The organism is Vandammella animalimorsus (assembly GCF_002288875.1).
Classification (GTDB): domain Bacteria; phylum Pseudomonadota; class Gammaproteobacteria; order Burkholderiales; family Burkholderiaceae_C; genus Lampropedia; species Lampropedia animalimorsus.
Window position 1 is genome coordinate 162381 of sequence record NZ_NTBH01000007.1, and the last position, 17938, is coordinate 180318.

27 protein-coding genes are annotated in these 17938 nt (G+C 63.2%); 9 read left to right on the plus strand and 18 right to left on the minus strand.

The features are described from left to right. Positions 1–46: 46 nt before the first annotated feature. The 17 genes from CLI93_RS11185 to CLI93_RS11270 all read right to left on the minus strand — a co-directional run bounded on the left by CLI93_RS11185 (position 47) and on the right by CLI93_RS11270 (position 12373). Positions 47–502, minus strand: a complete 456-nt coding sequence (locus CLI93_RS11185) for a hypothetical protein (RefSeq protein ID WP_095542558.1) — start codon at positions 500–502, stop codon at positions 47–49. Positions 503–519: 17 nt separating this feature from the next. Next, on the minus strand, positions 520–1635 hold the full coding sequence (locus CLI93_RS11190; RefSeq protein ID WP_095542557.1) for a N4-gp56 family major capsid protein: 1116 nt from the start codon (positions 1633–1635) through the stop codon (positions 520–522). Positions 1636–1709: 74 nt separating this feature from the next. Continuing rightward, entirely contained in the window at positions 1710–1901 is a 192-nt protein-coding gene (locus tag CLI93_RS11195; protein ID WP_095542556.1) for a hypothetical protein, read from the minus strand. Positions 1902–1904: 3 nt separating this feature from the next. Further along, a complete protein-coding gene (locus CLI93_RS15175) occupies positions 1905–2936 on the minus strand; it encodes a hypothetical protein (RefSeq protein ID WP_238945821.1) in 1032 nt (343 codons plus the stop codon). Beyond that, the gene (locus tag CLI93_RS11205; RefSeq protein WP_476726709.1) at positions 2929–5361 is read right to left on the minus strand and encodes a portal protein; all 2433 of its coding nucleotides are present in this window, start codon (positions 5359–5361) and stop codon (positions 2929–2931) included. The genes CLI93_RS15175 and CLI93_RS11205 overlap by 8 nt, the downstream gene beginning before the upstream one ends. Beyond that, positions 5297–5707 carry a hypothetical protein gene (locus CLI93_RS11210; protein WP_095995893.1) on the minus strand — a complete coding sequence of 137 codons (411 nt, stop codon included), beginning with the start codon at positions 5705–5707 and terminating at the stop codon, positions 5297–5299. The genes CLI93_RS11205 and CLI93_RS11210 overlap by 65 nt, the downstream gene beginning before the upstream one ends. A gap of 57 nt (positions 5708–5764) precedes the next feature. Continuing rightward, the gene (locus CLI93_RS11215) at positions 5765–7372 is read right to left on the minus strand and encodes a terminase large subunit (protein WP_238946663.1); all 1608 of its coding nucleotides are present in this window, start codon (positions 7370–7372) and stop codon (positions 5765–5767) included. Then, positions 7350–7904 (minus strand): terminase small subunit, encoded by a 555-nt coding sequence (locus CLI93_RS11220; protein ID WP_095542553.1) that lies wholly within the window; start codon positions 7902–7904, stop codon positions 7350–7352. Before CLI93_RS11220 ends, CLI93_RS11215 begins: the two co-directional genes overlap by 23 nt. Then, on the minus strand, positions 7901–8323 hold the full coding sequence (locus CLI93_RS11225) for a DUF1064 domain-containing protein (RefSeq protein ID WP_238945818.1): 423 nt from the start codon (positions 8321–8323) through the stop codon (positions 7901–7903). Before CLI93_RS11225 ends, CLI93_RS11220 begins: the two co-directional genes overlap by 4 nt. Continuing rightward, on the minus strand, positions 8323–8586 hold the full coding sequence (locus tag CLI93_RS11230; RefSeq protein ID WP_095542552.1) for a hypothetical protein: 264 nt from the start codon (positions 8584–8586) through the stop codon (positions 8323–8325). The genes CLI93_RS11225 and CLI93_RS11230 overlap by 1 nt, the downstream gene beginning before the upstream one ends. Next, on the minus strand, positions 8583–8999 hold the full coding sequence (locus CLI93_RS11235; protein WP_172424283.1) for a recombination protein NinB: 417 nt from the start codon (positions 8997–8999) through the stop codon (positions 8583–8585). Before CLI93_RS11235 ends, CLI93_RS11230 begins: the two co-directional genes overlap by 4 nt. Before the next feature lie 14 nt (positions 9000–9013). Then, positions 9014–9214, minus strand: coding sequence for a hypothetical protein (locus CLI93_RS11240; RefSeq protein ID WP_095542550.1), 201 nt, complete (start codon positions 9212–9214; stop codon positions 9014–9016). 488 nt (positions 9215–9702) lie between these two features. Next, positions 9703–10512 carry a hypothetical protein gene (locus CLI93_RS11250; RefSeq protein ID WP_095542548.1) on the minus strand — a complete coding sequence of 270 codons (810 nt, stop codon included), beginning with the start codon at positions 10510–10512 and terminating at the stop codon, positions 9703–9705. After that, entirely contained in the window at positions 10506–11504 is a 999-nt protein-coding gene (locus tag CLI93_RS11255) for a hypothetical protein (protein ID WP_095542547.1), read from the minus strand. Before CLI93_RS11255 ends, CLI93_RS11250 begins: the two co-directional genes overlap by 7 nt. Next, the gene (locus tag CLI93_RS11260; protein ID WP_238945817.1) at positions 11501–11842 is read right to left on the minus strand and encodes a hypothetical protein; all 342 of its coding nucleotides are present in this window, start codon (positions 11840–11842) and stop codon (positions 11501–11503) included. Before CLI93_RS11260 ends, CLI93_RS11255 begins: the two co-directional genes overlap by 4 nt. Further along, the gene (locus tag CLI93_RS11265) at positions 11839–12150 is read right to left on the minus strand and encodes a hypothetical protein (protein WP_143326409.1); all 312 of its coding nucleotides are present in this window, start codon (positions 12148–12150) and stop codon (positions 11839–11841) included. The genes CLI93_RS11260 and CLI93_RS11265 overlap by 4 nt, the downstream gene beginning before the upstream one ends. After that, a complete protein-coding gene (locus CLI93_RS11270) occupies positions 12143–12373 on the minus strand; it encodes a transcriptional regulator (RefSeq protein ID WP_095542545.1) in 231 nt (76 codons plus the stop codon). The genes CLI93_RS11265 and CLI93_RS11270 overlap by 8 nt, the downstream gene beginning before the upstream one ends. Positions 12374–12523: 150 nt before the next feature. On the opposite strand from CLI93_RS11270, the gene CLI93_RS15565 reads away from it, so the two are divergent. From CLI93_RS15565 to CLI93_RS11290, 5 genes are all read left to right on the plus strand, one after another. Continuing rightward, on the plus strand, positions 12524–13195 hold the full coding sequence (locus tag CLI93_RS15565; protein WP_144290856.1) for a S24 family peptidase: 672 nt from the start codon (positions 12524–12526) through the stop codon (positions 13193–13195). Between the two features lie 71 nt (positions 13196–13266). Beyond that, a complete protein-coding gene (locus CLI93_RS14960) occupies positions 13267–14103 on the plus strand; it encodes a hypothetical protein (RefSeq protein ID WP_143327010.1) in 837 nt (278 codons plus the stop codon). Between the two features lie 38 nt (positions 14104–14141). Continuing rightward, a complete protein-coding gene (locus CLI93_RS11280) occupies positions 14142–14417 on the plus strand; it encodes a DUF5334 family protein (RefSeq protein ID WP_095542543.1) in 276 nt (91 codons plus the stop codon). A 101-nt stretch (positions 14418–14518) separates the two neighbouring features. Further along, a complete protein-coding gene (locus CLI93_RS11285; RefSeq protein WP_095542542.1) occupies positions 14519–15229 on the plus strand; it encodes a hypothetical protein in 711 nt (236 codons plus the stop codon). A 6-nt stretch (positions 15230–15235) separates the two neighbouring features. Beyond that, complete coding sequence (locus tag CLI93_RS11290; protein ID WP_095542541.1) at positions 15236–15601, plus strand: hypothetical protein; 366 nt, start codon at positions 15236–15238, stop codon at positions 15599–15601. 871 nt (positions 15602–16472) lie between these two features. On the opposite strand, the gene CLI93_RS11295 is transcribed toward CLI93_RS11290, so the two are convergent. Beyond that, complete coding sequence (locus CLI93_RS11295) at positions 16473–16826, minus strand: hypothetical protein (RefSeq protein WP_143326407.1); 354 nt, start codon at positions 16824–16826, stop codon at positions 16473–16475. A gap of 126 nt (positions 16827–16952) precedes the next feature. On the opposite strand from CLI93_RS11295, the gene CLI93_RS11300 reads away from it, so the two are divergent. The 4 genes from CLI93_RS11300 to CLI93_RS15180 are packed head-to-tail and all read left to right on the plus strand — an operon-like array spanning position 16953 to position 17801. Next, complete coding sequence (locus CLI93_RS11300) at positions 16953–17144, plus strand: hypothetical protein (protein ID WP_095995894.1); 192 nt, start codon at positions 16953–16955, stop codon at positions 17142–17144. Then, a complete protein-coding gene (locus CLI93_RS11305) occupies positions 17141–17524 on the plus strand; it encodes a hypothetical protein (protein ID WP_095542538.1) in 384 nt (127 codons plus the stop codon). Before CLI93_RS11300 ends, CLI93_RS11305 begins: the two co-directional genes overlap by 4 nt. Next, positions 17521–17655 carry a hypothetical protein gene (locus CLI93_RS15570; protein WP_275249437.1) on the plus strand — a complete coding sequence of 45 codons (135 nt, stop codon included), beginning with the start codon at positions 17521–17523 and terminating at the stop codon, positions 17653–17655. The genes CLI93_RS11305 and CLI93_RS15570 overlap by 4 nt, the downstream gene beginning before the upstream one ends. Further along, a complete protein-coding gene (locus CLI93_RS15180; protein WP_172424282.1) occupies positions 17652–17801 on the plus strand; it encodes a hypothetical protein in 150 nt (49 codons plus the stop codon). Before CLI93_RS15570 ends, CLI93_RS15180 begins: the two co-directional genes overlap by 4 nt. Positions 17802–17938: the final 137 nt, after the last annotated feature.

Here is a 17938-nt window from a genome sequence, read left to right on the forward strand (position 1 = left end):
AAAAATGGCCTGCGCACAGGCCATCAAACCCTCAACCAATTGGCCCTCAATTGGGCGAGCGATACGGCACCGTCAGCCCCAGCGTGCCCGCTGCCGAGCCCTGCGTGCTGAACTTCACGGCAATCCAGCGATCGACCTGCGCCGGCTGGACGGCCAGCAGCGCCGCCGTCGCCTCCACCTGCTTGACCGCTGCCGAGCCCACCGCCACCGCCTCGGCCCACACCGCGCCGCCATCCTCGGCCTTGGTGGACAAATCGCCCGTGGCCTCATCCAGAATGCCGATCGAAATCGCCGCTGAGCCGCCCAGGCCCGAGGTGTCCACCAACATCGGCAGCGCCGGCGTCATGCCCGCAGGCAAAATGCCCAACACCCCCACATTGCTGGCGGCGCTGTCGGCCACCGCCATCTGCTGCACAAAGCGCGGCGCGCTCACATTCGTGTCAGTCTGCGTAGGCACAGGCGCGCGGCCCGCCACCCAAGGGTTTTCAGTTGTGAAAGCCATCTCTGAACTCCTTTGTCTCAAGCCGGGGTCACCGCCGTATCCAGCGCAAACACCCCGTGGTCATGGCGGCCGGCCTCCGTCGTGAACGCCGTCTTCTTCACGCCAAAAATCGACGACGACGTGATCACCACCTGGTTGCCGTTGTCGCGCGACTCCTCGTGCCAGTCAAAGCGCAGGCCCGTGCCCGGCGAACCAAAGGCCACCACGCCCGCCTGCGCGCCCAGGAACAGCGCGCGCGCGGCCTGCACGTTCTGGCCCGAGCCAGCATTGCCAAATCGAATCACATTGCGATGGCTGTGCAGCACCACATTGCGGTACATGCCCAGACCGCCCTTGAAAATCGGCGAGCTTTTGCCCACGGCGGTCGCCAGCGCCTTGTGCAAATCCAGCCAGCCCGCGCCGCCCATCTCCTTGCGCAGCGCATCCTCTTGCCATGTGTGCATCACCAGCACAAAGTGTTCTTCGCCGTCGACCTTGCACGGCTGCATCACCGGCACACCCGTAGCGCCGCCGCCCTGTGTCGCTGCGCGCGAGACCAGCGCATCCACCGTGCCCAGCTTCATCGTGTCCGAATCGGCCAGATTGGCAAACGCCGTGGCAGAGCCGCCAAAGAAATGGTGGCGGGCGCTGGGCGCCGTCAGCGGGTTGCTGGCGCGGCCGGCAAAATCCTCATCCAAAATGAAGTTGTCATTGACGCCGCGCGCGCCCGACAAATAAATGAACGTCAGCTCATCCATGAAGCGCGCCCACCAGTTCGACTGGCGCTCGCGCGCCTTCTCGCGCAGGTTGTGCAGCGTGCGCTTGCGCGTCATGCGCCCGCCCGTGTTCACGCCGCAGCGCGCCTGGTCGATGTACACGCTGTCGGTGTAAAAGCGCAGCTTCTCCTCCTTGTTCTCAAGGATGTCATCGCCCTCCACCGGCGACATGCGCAGCTCGGCCAGCAAGTCGTACTTGATCTCCTCGCCCGCATCGGACTCCAGATCCGTCAGCACCTGCAGCGGCGCGCGGGCGTTCTCGCCCTTGCCCATGAAGCGCGTATTCCAATACGCTTTTTGCGACGCATCCACCGCCAGCGCCGCGCTGTACTTCTTGACCGCCTTCGGGTCATTGATGCCCACAATCGTTCGAGCCATTCGAGTGTTCCTCCTGAAAGGTTGAAATCACCTCGCAGCACTCCTGCGCTCGACAAGGATCAAATCGGTAGCCGCTATTGGCGCATGCTTGGAACCGTAGCGGGCGCGGCCTGCGAAAAATTTTCGCCCTCGCACTTGTGCACCGGCACCTCCTTGGGCGCGGCAACGTGCAGGCGCGCCACATTGCCGCTCTTGTACTCATAGCGGATCGTTGCCGCGCCCACCTGCAGCGCCTGCCCCGGCCGCAACTCCAGCACCAACGCCATGCCTCACTCCTGCGCCAAATAACGCGCGTACGCCTCCGGGTTGGTGCGCGCGAGCTTGCCCAGCGCCGCCTCCAGCTTGTCGCCATCGAGACCATTGAGCGCCGCAAACTCACCGCCATCGGCGCCATTGTCAGCGCCGGGCAGCGTCGCCAGCGTCGGCACGGCCCGGCCCACATCCGCCGCGCGCGCCTTTGCCACAGCCTCCTTGGCCGCCCTGGCATCCACCGCTGGCGCTGCCACAGGCGCTGCTGCCGGGGTTGTGGTCGTGCCCACAGCAGCGGCCGGCATCTGCCCCGTGCGCAAAAACTGCACCGCACGGTGCGCCGTCTGCAGCACCTGCTCCTTGTCCAGCACCGGCCCGCCCGTGAACCCGCGCGCAGCCAGCACCGCCTGCACCTGCTGGCCCAGGGCCGCGCCCATCACTGCGTCATCGTTGTAATCGGGCGCGCCCGGCTCATCCTTGATGCTGGCAATCAGCGCCTTCAGCGCCGCATCCCACCCGGCAGACTCGCGGCGCTGCGCCTCAGCCTGCGCCTGCTCGGCCATGTCCCTGGCCAGATCGTGGCGCGCCTGCAAATCGTCCAGCGTGCGCTGCTCGGCCATCAGCGCGCGCAGCTGCTTGCCATACTCGCCCGCGCCCATCTCGCCCAAACCCATGCGCTCATCCAGATCCGCAAACTTCTCTTTCAACGCCTGCACCCGCTGGGCATAGTCCTGCGGCAACTGGTACTGATACGGCGCCGCCGGCATCGGCGCAGCCTCAGGCTCCTGGGGCGGCTGCGCGGCCTGGGCATCGGCGGCCCCATCCGCCTGGCCCGCATCGCCCTCCTCTGGCGCCTGCGTCGCCTGCTGCTGCGGCGCAGCCTCGCCCGCCGGCCCATCGTCGTGCTGCGGCGCCTCATCCTGCGCGGTCTGGCTGGCAGCCTGCGCCTCATCCTCCGGCCCATCGTCCGCATCACCTTGCACGCCCTCTTGCTGCGGCCCCAAATCCAGCGCCATCGCCTCGCGCTCCTCGTCCGAGAGCCAATCAGGCATCGCCACTTCCATTGCTGCTTGCGTCGTCATTTGCAAAATCCTCTTGTCGTTTCGTGCCCGTCGATTGCGCGCGCTGGACCTTGGCACTGACAGCGTCCAGCCGCTTGATGATGTTGCCCAGCTTGGCGTCCGCGCCCGCGTTGATCTGCGCCACCTTCACGCGCGTGTCTGCATCGATGCGCGCGCGCTCCAAATCGCTCTCGGCCTTGATCCGCAAGCGCAGCATCTCCCCTTGCGCCTGCGCCAACTTCTGCGACAGCGCCTCGATCTCATCGCTGGCCTGCGCCTGCGCCTGCATCGCCTGGCGCTGCGCCTGGCCGGCAAGCTGCGCATCCACACCAGCGCCCGCCGCCTGCACCTGGGCCTCCAGCTGCGCCGCCCGCGCATTGATCTCGCGCACCTTCGCCTGCCGCTCCTGCAGCGCCAGGCGCGCATCCTCGCGCTGCATCTGCAGCGCCTGCTGCTGCTCTTGCGCCTGCTGCTGCTGCGCCTGCAGCTCCTCTGGCGTGGGCTCCTTGTCCGGGTCTGGTTCGCCCGTGATGCGCCGAAACGCCCCTGCGATCTCATCCTTGTTGGGCAGGTCTGAATACTCGAACGCCATCGTCATCAGCCGCAGCCCAACCTCAGGCGGCACCCGCTGCGCCAGCGCATTGATGCTGTCGAACATCACCTGCCGCATCGTGCCCGCGTAGTCCTGCTCACTCACCACAAAATCGGCCAGGCTGGCCGTAATGTCATCGAGCACCCGCACCGAGCCATCCGGCCCGACCTCCACCTGATTGACCTTCACCCAATCGAGCCGGCTCTTCTCACCCACCAGCCGGATCACCTTCTCCTCGCTCATGAACTGCTCAATCAGGCTCAGCTCCTTGCTGCCCGAGAGCTGAATGGCCAGGCGCAGGTTATCGAACGGCTCTGTCGTCACCACCGAGCCCTGCAACTGCCGCGCCTTGATCGCCTCGCCGCTGACCGCGTTCGTCTGCCGCCCCAGGTTCTCGTCGGCCACGCCGCCCGTCTTCTGGATCGCCTGGGCGTTGTACTGCATCATCTGCACCTGCCCGGCCACCTGCTCCGCATCGCGGCGCAGCACCAGCTCCGTGCCCCGCTTCTTGATGATCACCCCATCGGGGCGGCTGGCCTCATCGCGCAGCGTGTCCCAATCGTCGGTCGCCCCCTCCTCGGCAATGATCTGATTCGTGTTGATCAGGAAATTGGCCTTGCTCGCGCGCTTGTTGAGATCCAGCTGCAAATCCCGCACACGGCGGATCACCCCATACGGCATCCCATCGCGGCTGCGCCGATAGCACCACACCGGCGTCAGGCTGAAATCGTTGTGCCGCCACGGCGCCGGCCCCATCGCCAACATCCCGCCCGGCACGAACAGCGCAATCTGCATGCGCATCGCCACCTTCTCGACGATGCCCAACGACGCATCCCGCGCCAGCGCCGCCTGCACAATCGGGTCCAGCTCCGAATCGAACACCCCCTTGAACGGCCCATCCTGCACCATGCGCGAGCGCTGCGGCTGCCGGTACTGGCACTCATAAATGCGCACCACCCGCCGCCCCTGCGGCGCATGGCCCACCCCTGCGAACATCGCGCCCGAGCCGCGCCGCCCAGCCGCATACGCCGCCAGCGGCCCGCCCCAGCCATCCACATCGCCATCCTCGCCCGGATCGGCAGAAAAATCGCGCGCCGCCTCCTGGAGCAGCCGCGCGCGCCCAGGGAACATCGCCTGCGCCACATCCAGATCAATATCGCGCCAGCGGAACAAATAACGGCAACCGGCCAAATCCATGCTGCGCACCGCGCGCGAATCGTGCAGCACATTGCGCCAGGACTCATGCGTCTTGTAGACCTTCTCCTTGCTCGGATCGTCCCTGACCCCATCGTCAATCCACGACAGGCCGGACTTGACCGCCTCGGCAAACGCCGCGCTGCGCACAAACACCGCGCGGTTCACGTCGCTCATGTACTTCATGACCTTCGTCTTCACGTCGGCCATGGCCACATCCTCCTCGGTGCGCGGCAACACCCGCGCATCCACGCGCGAGCGGCGCTCCGTGCCGATCATCCAATCGACCATCGGCGCGATCTCATTGAACACCAGCGGCAACTGCCCCCGGCCCTGCACCTCGGCCATGTCCTCGGGCGTCCACTGCATCCCGTCGTACATGTCCGCGTCGATCGCCATATCCAGACGGTTTTGCGCCTGCAAATCGCGCTCATCCTGCAGCCAGCCCAGCAACCTGCGCAACAGCGCCTGCGCCTGCTCGCCGTCCAGCGCATCCGTGGGCGCCACCTCAGGCACCGCGTCAGCAAACAGCGAATCGCCCGGCGCCTTGTGGTTGGAGCGCACATCATGCATAGCGCGCCCCCTGCGGCACATCCAGGCGAACCTCCTCGCCGCCCACCAGCTTGCCATCGGCCAACATGCGCATCTCGCCAAACGTCGCCCGCGTCTTCTCTGGCGGCGGCGCGCTGGGCATCGTCAGCAAATCATCCAAGTGATCGTGCATGATCCCCGCCAACTTCACCGCGCTGCCGGGCATGCCCAGCACCTCGGCCGCCTTGGCCGCAGCCCGCGCCAAATAGCGCGGATCGTCATACTGCCAAGCCGCGCCATCCATCACAATGAACCACGGCGCACCTGGACGATAGGCCGGCAGCAGCACCATCGCCCGCTCATCGTTGACCCACGTCAACACCACCACCACATCGCCCAGCTGCCGCGTCATGTGCGCGCGCTGCGTATTGATCGAAATCCCCATACAGGCCACCAGGAAACCCAAACAACCCCGGTTGTGCCATGCTTGGAACCGATGGCCTCACCCCGCCGCCATCGGCGAGCCACGCCTGCGCACAAACCCATAGCCGGCCTTGCGCGCAATCCCATCGACCACCAACTGCGAGCCCGGCAACAAGCCCGCCGCCTTGGCCTGGGCAAACTGCCGAAACGCATCGGCCGCATCCGAATCCGGCCCGTGAAACGGCGCATCCTTCCACGTCCCGCGCCGCTCATCCCACTGCTTGCGGTACGTGCCCAAATCGCGCAAGCCCTCGCTGCACTGCGACTCGTCGAACCAGCACGACGCCAGCGCCGCGCGCACCGCCTGAATCCCCGTGAGCACATGCGGAATGCGATCCACCACCTCAAAGCGCTGGCCCGGCAACAACTGCTCGAGCATCTCCCGCACCGACTGATTGCGCTGCGGATCCGTGCCCAGCCGCTTGTGATCCGCATCGTGCGGCAAGAAATGCCGCCCGAACACCACCGCCTGCTGCTGCAACCACCCCACATAAAACGCCAACGGCTCCCCGCTGGCCTTGATGAAGCGGACAAACCGATCCTCCGCCCCCACCTGCTGGTGCAGCCAAATCGCCGTGTTGTCGTTCGCGCCCAAATCCCAAAACGAATTGACCGGCACCCCCGGCAACACCGGCAGCGCCGGCAGCACCCGCCCCTGCCGGCGCGCATCGGCCAACTGCTGCGCGTAGTAGCACCCCTCCGTGGACACCTTGAACGGCTCCTCTGGAAAACTCGGGTACTCCTGCCACATCAGCGGCCGCTCCCCCGCGAAATCCGCACTGCGCAGCGTCGCCATGTACCACGCCATCTGCGCCGCCGTCAGCTGGATGGAGCAGCGCGCCTGCACCTCGTGGAAATACGCCACATCCGCCGGCGTAGCCTCAATGCCCTGCGGCTCCAGCACATAGCTGGGCTCCTGCCACCACGCAAAAAAATGCAGCCGATAGTCGCGCGCCGTCAAAGGCCGCCCCAACTCCTGCACCTGCGTGGCCGCCTGCACCATCTCGTAAAACCGCCCCGACTGCCCCTCCGCCGTGGACTCCACCACCACCACGCCAGAGGCCGGCACCGCCGGAATCGAGCCCGTCACAATCTCCTTGGCCTTCTCCGGGTACTTCGCCCCAATCTTGCCCATCTCCGAAACGTGCAGCCGGTGGATCGTCCCGCCGCGCGCACTCGTGGCCACACGCACGCTCGCGCCGTTGTGCCCAAACTGGATTTCCTCCGCCGTGCGCTTGGCCACCGGGAACATCGCCTTGAGCACATCCGGCAGCCGGTCATAGGCAAACGTGATCTTCGCAAACAACTTGCCCGCCGTCTCCCTGTCCTGCGCCACAATCGCGCACGCCACCGGGTCGCGGCTGAACAGCGCCGTGTCCAGCCAAAGGATCGCAATCAGCGTCGAAAACCCCAGCTGCCGCGCCTTCAGGATCACATTGCGCGTGTGCATCCGCGCCAGAAACCGCCGCTGCGCCCGATTGGGCCGAAACACCACCACCAGCGAATCCTCGCCCCCATCGCCCTTGGTCACAATCCGGTAGAGGTGCTGCAGGCGCCAGGCTGGGTCGCGGTAGCGCGCCAGCACCTCCTCCTGGCCCAACGCCTCAGTCTGCCCCTGCATCGCCAAGATCAATCCCCTTCGCCCCCACCACGCCGCCCAGCATCGCGCGCGTCAACTCCACCAGCGGGTCAGTTTTCTGCCGGTTGTCCTTCTCATACAGCCCCAGGAACTTCGCCAACCGCTCCTGCGCCGGCCCCTTGTCCCACAGCTTGTACTTCACCTTCCCGTACTCATCGATCTCCACCGACGCCAGCGCCGCCGCCGTGTCATCGTCCAGCTCATGCAGCGCCAGCATCTTCCCCTGCGCGTCCACCAGCTTGCGCGGGTCTGAAAACGCCAGCCGCGCAATCTCCCGCACCAGACGCTCAGCAGACACCACCGCTCGATCCGCCGCCTGCGCCTGCAACATCTGGATGCGTTTCGCAACGTTCACATTCGACGCCAACTCACTGGACTTCACCCGCACAGACTCCGCCTTCCACGCCGCCGCCTTCGGGTACGCCCGCACATACGCCTGCGCCAGCGGCAAACCGCCAGCCACCTGGCGCGCAAACAAATCCTGCGGCGGCGTCAACCCAAACCCATTCTTCGCGCTCACGCCCTCACCTCCTTGACCTCAATCCCATGCACTGCGGCCATCAAATGCCGCTTGATCTGCCACACCGGCGTCACCGCCCCCTTCACATCCTCCACCACCTGCCGCCCCGCCTCATCCAGATACACGAAATCCGCCACATAGCGCAGCGCCGGCTTCCTGCGCCCGCCCAGCACCACAGCAGGCGCCAACTCAAACGCCACCTGCCGGCGCAAATCGCGAATCCGCCCGGCCTGCTCCAGCACCCGCAAATGCAGCCAATGGCGATACTCCGCCTTACTGTCAAAGCGCTCGCCAGCCTCCGTCGTCACGCGCTGATTCCCATACTTCTGGTGCACCCCGCGCCTGGCCCTCGGCGCGCCCGCCTGCGCATTGCGCCGCTGCGCGGCCGCCCACTGATCGGCCGTCATCCGCACAAACATCAGGCCCCCTCCAGCAACGCGCGCACCGTCACCGCCAGCGCATCCAACTCATCCATCTTGCGCACCGCCCACGCCCGGCGCTGGCCATGCCAGCCCAGCACCGCGCCCCGGTGGCAATCCGCACACAGCGCCACGCACAAATACTGCGCCCCCTGGCGCACATGGTGCGCCTCACTCGGGCCATGCGCGCCGCACACACTGCACGGCAACGCCTTCACCCGTGCCAAATGCCGCCGCTCCCGCTGCGTCAGCCGGTTATTCATCGCCCATCCTCCGCATGAGCCGAATGCGGCAGCAAGTCATAGAACACCACCCCCAGCTCCGTGGCCGCATACGCCTCCACCTCATCGCTGAAGCGGCAAAACTCAGCCGTACTCAGCCCCGTGCTGCTCTTGCCCACCACCGAGCCATCGGGCAGCTCCACCACCCCAATGAACCGGCGCTTGAAAAACTCATGCCACGTCTGCGCATCAAACATCCGGCCATTGACCGTCGCCTGCTCTGCAATCTGCTTGAGCACCCCATTGCCCCAATACCGCCTGTTCTGCCGCAGCGTGCGCTTGCGCCGCGACACCCTCAACACCCAGCGCGAGCCGCCCTGCAAAGCCGCCCCCAGAAACGGAAACAACTGCGAGCGCATCAGCGCCCACGCCTGCTGCCGGTTGTGCAACTCCAACTCCAAAGACTCCATCACCCCAACTCCCCCAACTCCTGCAGCCGCGCGCGCAGCGCCGCCACATCCACCGCCAGCGGCAGCGCCTGCGCCATCGCCAGCAACGCCAACAACTGCTCACGCTCGCCGCGCTCGCCCCGCCTGGGCACCCGCAAACGCGGCGCAGCCCGCAGCTGCGGCGCCTGGGCGCGGCGCGGCGCAGGCCACGCCGGCTTCATGCCCCACCCCCAAACGCCTGCAGGCCGCCGGGCGTAATCCGATAGCGCAAATACCGCGGCGAGCGATGATCCGGCGTGCGCTCCACCCACCCCAAAATCTGCGCATGGCGCAACGCCCACCCCAGGCTCTTGGGCACCGGCATGTGCCGCACAATCTCCTGGTGGCTCCAGAACTTGCTCGGCTGGCGCGCCAACACAAACAACAGCTGCGCCGTCGCCCCCGCAGGCGTCAACGTCCCCAGCGGCCTGGGATTGGGCGGCCCAGGCCTCACCTCAACTCCCAATCGCGCGCCGTGCGCGCAAGGATGCGGCCCACTGCATGCGCGCATCGCTCACCTGGGCATCGGCCGGCGCATGCCGTGCGCACGCGCCCTGCATGGGCAGGAACCGATACCCCGGCCCCAGCGCGCACGGCGCGAAACCGCAGCGCGTCATCTCCGGGTTGGCCTTGGGCTGCCAGTGCTTGCATGTCAGGCACGTTGCACATGTCACGCCGCCTCCCGCACTGGCGACTGCGCCACCGGCTGCGGCTCGGCCTTCAGCGCCGCGCGCGCCATCTCCGCCGCCTGGCGCTTGCGCTCATCCCACTGCGCCTGCTGCGCCGCCAGCTCTGCCGCCCGGGCCTCATCGGCCTCAATCGTTCGCCGGCGAATCTCCGCACGCAAAGCGGCCAGCCGGGCCTTGATCTGCGCCGGCGCTTCAATCGGCCGCGCCAGATCGCTGGTCAGCAGCGCCATCGGATTGAACGCCGGGGCCTGCAACTGCGGCCGGTGCTGCTGCGCCTGCTCGGCCGTCAACAGCCCAGCACTCACCGCCTGATCCAGCGCCGCATTGCGCCCGGCCGCATCCCAACCCTCGGACACCAGCACCGCCGGCCGGCGGCGCGCCTCGCGGCCCTCGCGCACAATCCGCTCATAGGCCGACACAAACGCCATGCGCGCGCCCACCTTGTCGCCCGCCTGGGCAATCGGCCGCGCCTGCGCCCAGGCCTGGCACACCTCATCCGTCCACACCACCGTCTCGCGCTCATCCAGCGCCCGCAGCGCCAGCGCCCACGCCTCATTGGGCGCCAGGCGGCCAGACAGCTCATCAACGCGGTCCAGCACCACCTTCAGCGTCAGCCGGCCCGCATGCTCGCTGCGCACCCGCGCCAGCGCCCGGGCCAGCACCTCGCGGTCAAAGCTCGCCAAATCCTCGGCCATCAACAACGCCGCTGCAGGCGTCAACTGCTGGCCCAACACCTCGGCAGTGGCCACCAACGTCGCCACCAGCCACTCCACATCGCGCTCGCTCAGCATGGCCGCGCCTCCACATCCACAAACTCTGCCTTGGCCGCCTGCCCGGCCCGCTTGGCCCGCAGCATCGCAATCGCCTCAGCCGCCACATCCGCATTGCTCTGCGTCTGGTCGATCTGCCGCGCCCTGGTCGCCGTCATCGCCTGGCCCGAGGCCCACTGCGTGCGGTAGCCCTCAGCCTGCGCCAGCAACAGCCCAATGCCGTGGCAGGCGCGCACCACAAACGCATCGTTGACGCAATCGACGAAAAACGCCGCCACCTGCGGAGCCTCATCCGCCCCCAGGCGCTGCACCAACTGCCGCACATTCGCGTTCACCTTCGCATTGCGCACCGGCTTCGTGCCGTAGCGCCGCTGGTGCGCATCGCTGTACGCCTGCCACGTCGTGCGGCAAGCAGCCTGCAGCGCGTTGGCATCCTCGCCCGCCACCTGCCCGCCATCGGGGCGCGGCAGCGCCACGGAATTCTTTGATGTAGTCTTTGATGTAATCTTTGTTGTAATCTTTTCTTTATATATAGATTGCGGGATTTCCACATTCCTGTCTGCTGGTTTTCCGCAATCTAGATTGCTGGTTTTCCGCGCACTAGATTGCTGGTTTTCCTCATGCTGGATTTCCCCATTCTGGCAGTCTGCGGAAATTGCGCATACTGGCGTTTTGGGCACCTTCTTGCCATCCGTGCCAGCCATCAAAAGCTCGGCCAGCCGATCAAAATCAACCCTAAAAAACAGCCGCGCAGGATGGCCCTTGCGCTGCTCATGCAGCACCCCGATGGCGCGCAATGCATGGCGCGCGCCCTCCTGCTCGTAGCGAGTCAGGCCTGTCTCTCGCGTCCAATCGACCTGCCCCTTGAAGAACCAGCCATCGGCCGTCTTCTGGCTCCAATAGAACGCCTGGGACAGCATCACCGCACCAGTGATACCCACCCCCAGATCGACAAACGCCCTGTGAAACGCGATGGGCTTGGCCATCAGTGCCTTGATCACATCGCCGGTCATGCCCGCGCTCCTTTCACATAAACCCGGGCGCCGCCCGTCCCATGCCCCTTGATGCGGGCAGTCGTCCCAATCACGCGAATCGCCCCCTCACGGATCGCCTTGGCGTACACCGCTCCGAAGGCCCTATCGTCGTTTGGCCTGATCCCGGCCAACTTGGCCGCATTCGTCACCAGCTCGCCGCTGATTGGCCCGTGATCGCGCACATGGGCCACGATGAATTGATAGGCCCGATCGCCAAAACCCGGCGTGGCCGATTCCTGCTTTTCTGCGCACGCCTGCGCAGCCTCATCGCCCAGGCGGCGGGCGCTCGCCTGCAGCTGCTTGCTCGATGGCCTCATGCGTCCTCCCCAAAAAACTGCTGCGCCGCCTCGTCATTGGCCAGCGCACGCAAGGCCGTCAGGCGCATGAAGGCCAGCGCTTCGGGTTGGATGCACACAGCATCCTGATCCACCACCTTTAGGCCGACGGCGTACAGGAGTGCCAGGCAATCGGCCAGCTTCTCGTTCTTGATGCGCGAGATCGTCGATTCGCTCACGCCCAGACTTGCAGCAATGGCAACCTGGCTGCCCGGCTCTTGCATCCGTGCAAGCACCCGCGCGTGCGTCTTGCGTGACCTTTCAGCGGGGGAGCGGAATAGTTCAGTCATGGCCCACACCCCGACCACCACGCAACACCGCCCAGTTCACATCCGGGCGCAGCTCCTCGCAGGGCACGCCGGTTGCGGCCTCGATGTCGGGGCAGAACCGAGCCGGCACAGCACGAGTTCCCTTTACCCACTGATTCACAGTGGGGGGCTTAATTCCAAGCAGCCTCGCTAAGGCGGATTGGCCGCCAGCGGCAGTCGCGGCCGAGTTGATAGCTTCATTCATGCCTCGATTATAAGGCGAAGCCTTATCAAAGCAAGGGCATGTTAGGAATTGCCTTCTTTGTCAGATTTGAAGGAATATTAGGCAATGCTTACAGGAAAAGAACTTGGTGATGCCCTTAGGCGCGCCATCGCACTTAAAGGCGTCAAACAAGTGGAAGTCGCAGAGCACTTTGGCGTGAAGCCGCCGTCTGTCCAAGACTGGCTCAAGCGAGGCGTAATCTCCAAGGACAAGCTACCGGAGTTGTGGGCTTATTTCTCTGACGTAGTTGGCCCTGAGCACTGGGGGCTCGACGCCACCGCTGTGGCTGGACAAGCCAAGACCACAACTGCCGCGTCATTCATCATCGGGCAGCACCCCGACGACGAACTGCCCGAGGGCATGGTGGCCATCCCTGAATACAGCCTACGACTGAGCGCCGGACCAGGGCGGCCAGCAGTCAGCTACGAAATCGAGGAAATGCGCGAGCCCGCCACCTACCGCCTCTCATGGCTGCAGGGTGAAGGACTCAATCCCAAGCACTTGCGGCGCTTCAAGGTCACGGGCGAAAGCATGATCCCTTTGCTCTACCCCAACGACGTCGTGCTAGTCAACCTGGAAGAAGGCGGCTTCGAGCGCATCAAAGACGGGAGCATTTACGCCATCCTCTACGGCGAAGACCTGCGCCTCAAGCGCCTACTCTTCAGGCGCGGCGATGGCACTCTGACCCTTCGCAGCGAAAACCAAAAGCAATACCCAGACGAAACCCTCACTCTGGAGCAGGCGCAGGAATTCATCACCGTTTTGGGCCGCGTGCGGGACAAATCTGGCACAGGCGGGCTATGAACAACTGGAGGCCTAAACACCTCAACGTATTGCATCCATTACGGTATACGCCTTTAACAATCGGCCAAAATATGAAGAAAAAAACAATTTTCAATATCTTAATTTCTTACACCTTGCTAACGATCCACAATGCATCGTTGGCGCAGGAATTCATACAAATGACAAACAAATCAAGAACCATTGCCACCATACAAGATACCGGAGAAAAGACCCCACACCTCAAAATTGTGGAAAGCTACGACTTCTTACGCAACAAAGAGGATGACTTCCAACCAGTATTAAAACGGTCAAGTGTCGTTAACTGCAAATCCAAGAAAATAGCAACAGTTCTATACACCTTCTTCCCCAAAAGGGATGACGGAAGTTATGGACAAATCACATACACACCACCGGAATATAAAAATAAAAAGATAGAAATCAATGAGAAAATAAAATTCCTCACGCCAGAAGAACAGTCTCAAAAGCTATCAAAGGATGCTGGAGATAAGGAACCAGAGACCCAAAGGAGAACAGTTCCGCTAGTTTACTACCCAATCATTGATTTCGCGTGCCATTACGCCGCAGGCATGGACATTAAGGAGGCTGCAAGAAATTCTCAAAGCGCATCAGACGCAAATGATCTGAAGGCATTGTCTTGCACATTAGCTCCAAGGCAGGGCCTTGACCTCCCAACAATAACAAGAACAATTCGGTTTTCTGAGAATCGACTTTATGTTCAATATGAAGGCGAATGGATGCATACATCCAACGTTTCACCGAGCCAAATTTCTTTTAGCGACAATCTCGGCATTGAGACAATTATCAACAGATTCACAGGAGAAATTTCCATAAGCACCCCTCCTCCAGAATATCGAACTCTTTTCCAAGGGACATGCAATCTACAAAAGAATGTGCCGCAAAGATTTTAAATATCCACTCAATAACCCGCCGCAAAAGGAAATCACCAATGAAAAATCTGATAACAGCAATTAGCCTCCTTGCCGCCGCCACCCATGCTTTTGCCTGGGATGGCTACGACGCGGATAACGGCGCTTATGTGAAAATCGAAAAGGGCAATCTCGTGCGTAGCGGCCGAGACATTGAAATTTACGACTACAGCCAAGGCGAATACATCGACGTCACCGTCGAATCTATCCGCGCCAATGGCAGGTACGTCGAAGTAGAAGTCACAGACCACACCACAGGCGAGTCGCGCACATTGGAAATGGAGCGCAAGAGATAAGCTCCAGCAGCCTTGAAGGCCATGCGCACATGGCAAAGCATCTCAGCGATTTCAGGTGACTCATGCCACAACCAGCCACACAATCGAGCCACATTTCCCAAATGATCGAGAGCCTGCCCCCAGCGCCGCAGGCCAACCCCTTCCTTGAGCGAAGAATCCGGCAGGAGATCGACAAGCTGGGCAGAACCGACAGGCTGGCCGCAGACATGGCCAACTGCCACCTGGAGGCCACCCTGGGCAATCGGCCTGCGTTGTGGCGCGCCATCCGCGAAATGGAACAAAACGGCTTTACCGAACACGCCGGATATACCAAAATCTTTTACTATGCCACTGCGCTCAAGGCTGGGCAGGCGCACAAATTTTTGCCCTTCGCTCTCAAGGCGCGCCCTTATTCGGCATCGCGTCTATTGCCCGTGCTGGAAAGCATCGGCGCCTTTCAAAGCATCACCGCACTCATGCGCCAAGCCAAAGAAGACAACATCATGCTGCAAGCGCACAAGGAGTTCGAGCGCGCGCAATCGGCCACGCGCATCATGGATGAACTGGGCGTCACCGACGACATCATCGCCCAATCCATAGACCAGGTCGGCACGCTGCTGGAAGAGAAAGGCATCAGCACGCAAGGCCACACCCTTCTGTTCACCTTGCCGGCCGAGCATCCCATCCAACAGCCGTTCATCCACATGACATACGATCTGCCCGTCTCCATTGAGGAGGCCGAGCAGCTCAGCCAAGAACTGGCCGAACGCATCATTCTGGCCGACCTCTTTGTCAGCCCCGGCTTCACCATCAGCTTCCAAGGCAAGATCTGAAGCGCCATGCCCGTCACGCCCAACGACATCCTGCAAGTCGCACAGCGCGCCCTGAACGCCAGCGACGAGGCCGAGCTGCGCTGCAGCATCAGCCGCAGCTACTACGCCGCCTACCATCATGCGGCAGCATTTGCCAAGACCCTTCCCCTGCCGGGCAGCGGCCACGGGCCTGAGGGCGGCATACACCAAGAGCTCATCAACCGCCTCTCCCACCCGCACCCCAGTTGCAGCGCGGCGCAAAAACTCGCCAGCAAGAAAATCGGCTACGCCCTTGCCAGCCTGAGATCGGCCCGCGTTTGCGCCGACTACGCCATCGACAAAGCCGCGGCAGCGCAAGCCTTGGCCAAGGCCAGCGGGCTGATTGCCTCCTGACAAGCCTCAGCCGCCCCCCAGCGGGTATTTTTGCGCCCGCACACCCAGGGTATGCACCCGCCTGCTGTTGCAGCGCACAAGCCTCAGAAGGCCAACCCGAGGGCGCTGCAGGCATGACAAAAGCAGGAGTTGATGAAAGGTGCAGGCTATCACGAAACCTGCAGGAGAAACAATCATCCGCAGGCCATCATAAAACCCGCAGGCGGAATTAGCTGCTGCAGGTCTTGCGAGGCCCTGCAGGCACGCCCGGCATGCTGCCCCACCTGCCCCATAGCCTCCACGCCGCCCACGGGCGGCTTTTTTTTGCCTGGGGGAATTTTAGGCAAAAATTAGGCTTCACCTATTGACATTTAATAAGGCTAAGCCTAATATTCACCCATCAACACACCAAACCGCCGCGCAACGGATGTGGGAGCGCGGCAGCAAAGGCAAGGCAATGCCGGTTTGTGAGGATGCACCCCGGATGTTCCGGCCCTCTTCTCGCGTGTTGCTGGGGCGGCAGCCATTGGGCCGCAGCCCGACAGGCTCTGAAACAGAATGGTTTGTGCGAGATGGCCCAATGGCCTGATGCGTGGCAACACGTACCGCACGACGTTTCCCGGTTGGGTGAAGCACCGGGTGAAAAACCTTGGCCGGGGAACCGTCCAACATGCACGCAAAGGCGCGATGCATGGCCAAGGCGCTAGCTGGAGGCAACAACACCCATCCAGCAAGACGGCACTGATAGCAATCAGCAAAGACGCGGCCAGCGCGTCAGTGGGAGCCGGCATAGCCGGAGACAGCCCCACAGGGCAGCACGCCAAAGGCTGCATGAGCGACATTCAGCCGATTCGCCCCTTTGGTTGCGCAAGGACGCTGCCCAGCCATTCAACTACCTGCTTGCCTTCCCAAGAGATGGCAGGCCGCCTTGAAGCAAAGTGTTGAACTCCTTGAGCTCCACCTTTTTGACTCTAGCCCAAGCCCCCTTGGGGCTTGATACAGGATTGCCGAAGCGCTTATGGATCCGCTTTCCAGCCTTCTTGCGCATGGTCCTGGTTTCCTGGGCGAAGTGCTGCATCAACTCAACAAGTGAAGGGTTTTGCCGAAGCAATGTGTTCCAAGCAACTTGGGCATCTGGCTTCCCCCTTCTGACCGCAATCCACAAAGACCTTGCTGCATCCATAGAGATGCCAGCTCTACTGCAAAGTGCATTGAGGTGGCGCATCTGCTTTTCATTGGCCGCCATGAAATCCTCTGAGAAAGTAAGACACCACATCATTGCCGAGCCACAGACCTGAAATACCCAAAAAGTGGCAGTGAAAACCCTCAGTGCATTTGCCCGCCTCGTGCGGGCTTTTTCTTGGTCAACGCCATGACAGCCCTTGCTCGCCTGGCGGCCATGCGCCGCCCACTTGACTGGCGCATCGGCGCCTATGCCGCCATCTGCGGCGCGCCCTGCCGCCCATTGGAAACCCGCCCCGTCGCCCGCCTGCAATACCTGGCGGGCTACATCGCCGGCCAGCAAATGGCCGCACTCGACTACTACCTGGAGGCCCAGCCATGAATTACTCGCAGAACTGGTCAGCCGGCGACCAAAAGATCGACGACGCCCAGCGCCGAGCTGACGAAAGCGCCGATCTGGAGCGGCGCGCCAATGAAATTGACGCGCTGGCCTACCAGTACGAAACCATGCTCATGCATGGCGACTGGCAGAAAAAAACCGGCGCAGGCATCACCCTGGAGCAAACCATCGGCGAGGCCTTGGCCGACGACGACGAACTCTACGCCCTGGCGCTGCGCTGCATGCAGCACTGCCTGCAGCACAGCAGCGGCTTCCTGAGCACAGGCAGGCTGGAAAGCCTGATGCGCAAACACCTTGCCGCAGAGGCATACCGCCTGGCTGAAATCGAACACAGCGCCACCGAGGAGTATGAACCTGTATGAGAGCCCTGGCCATCACCATCATCGCCGCCCTGGTCACCCTGGGCGCGCACCTGGAGCGCCGGGCCTACCCGGTAGATCGCGTGGTCGCCGAGATTGCTGCAGAGGCCGGCAAGGGACTGCCACTGCCATGACGCCGCTGAACACAGGCCGCGTCAAGATCGGCCTTGCATTCGAGCGCCGCGCCATGCCCCGCGTGGACGAGCGCTGGCAAACCATCCTGTTGACCCAACCCAAGCCGCCCTTGCTCAGGCGGCTTTTCTTTTGGAGCAAGAAATGATCGCCGACTTCATCGCCACCTACCGCCTCTACCGCCGCAGCGGCACAGGCAGACGCCAAGCCCTGCACATGGCCTGGCTGCTGGCCCAGGCTGGGCAGCGCACACGCTGAATCCCCCATCACAACCCATTGGAGAAC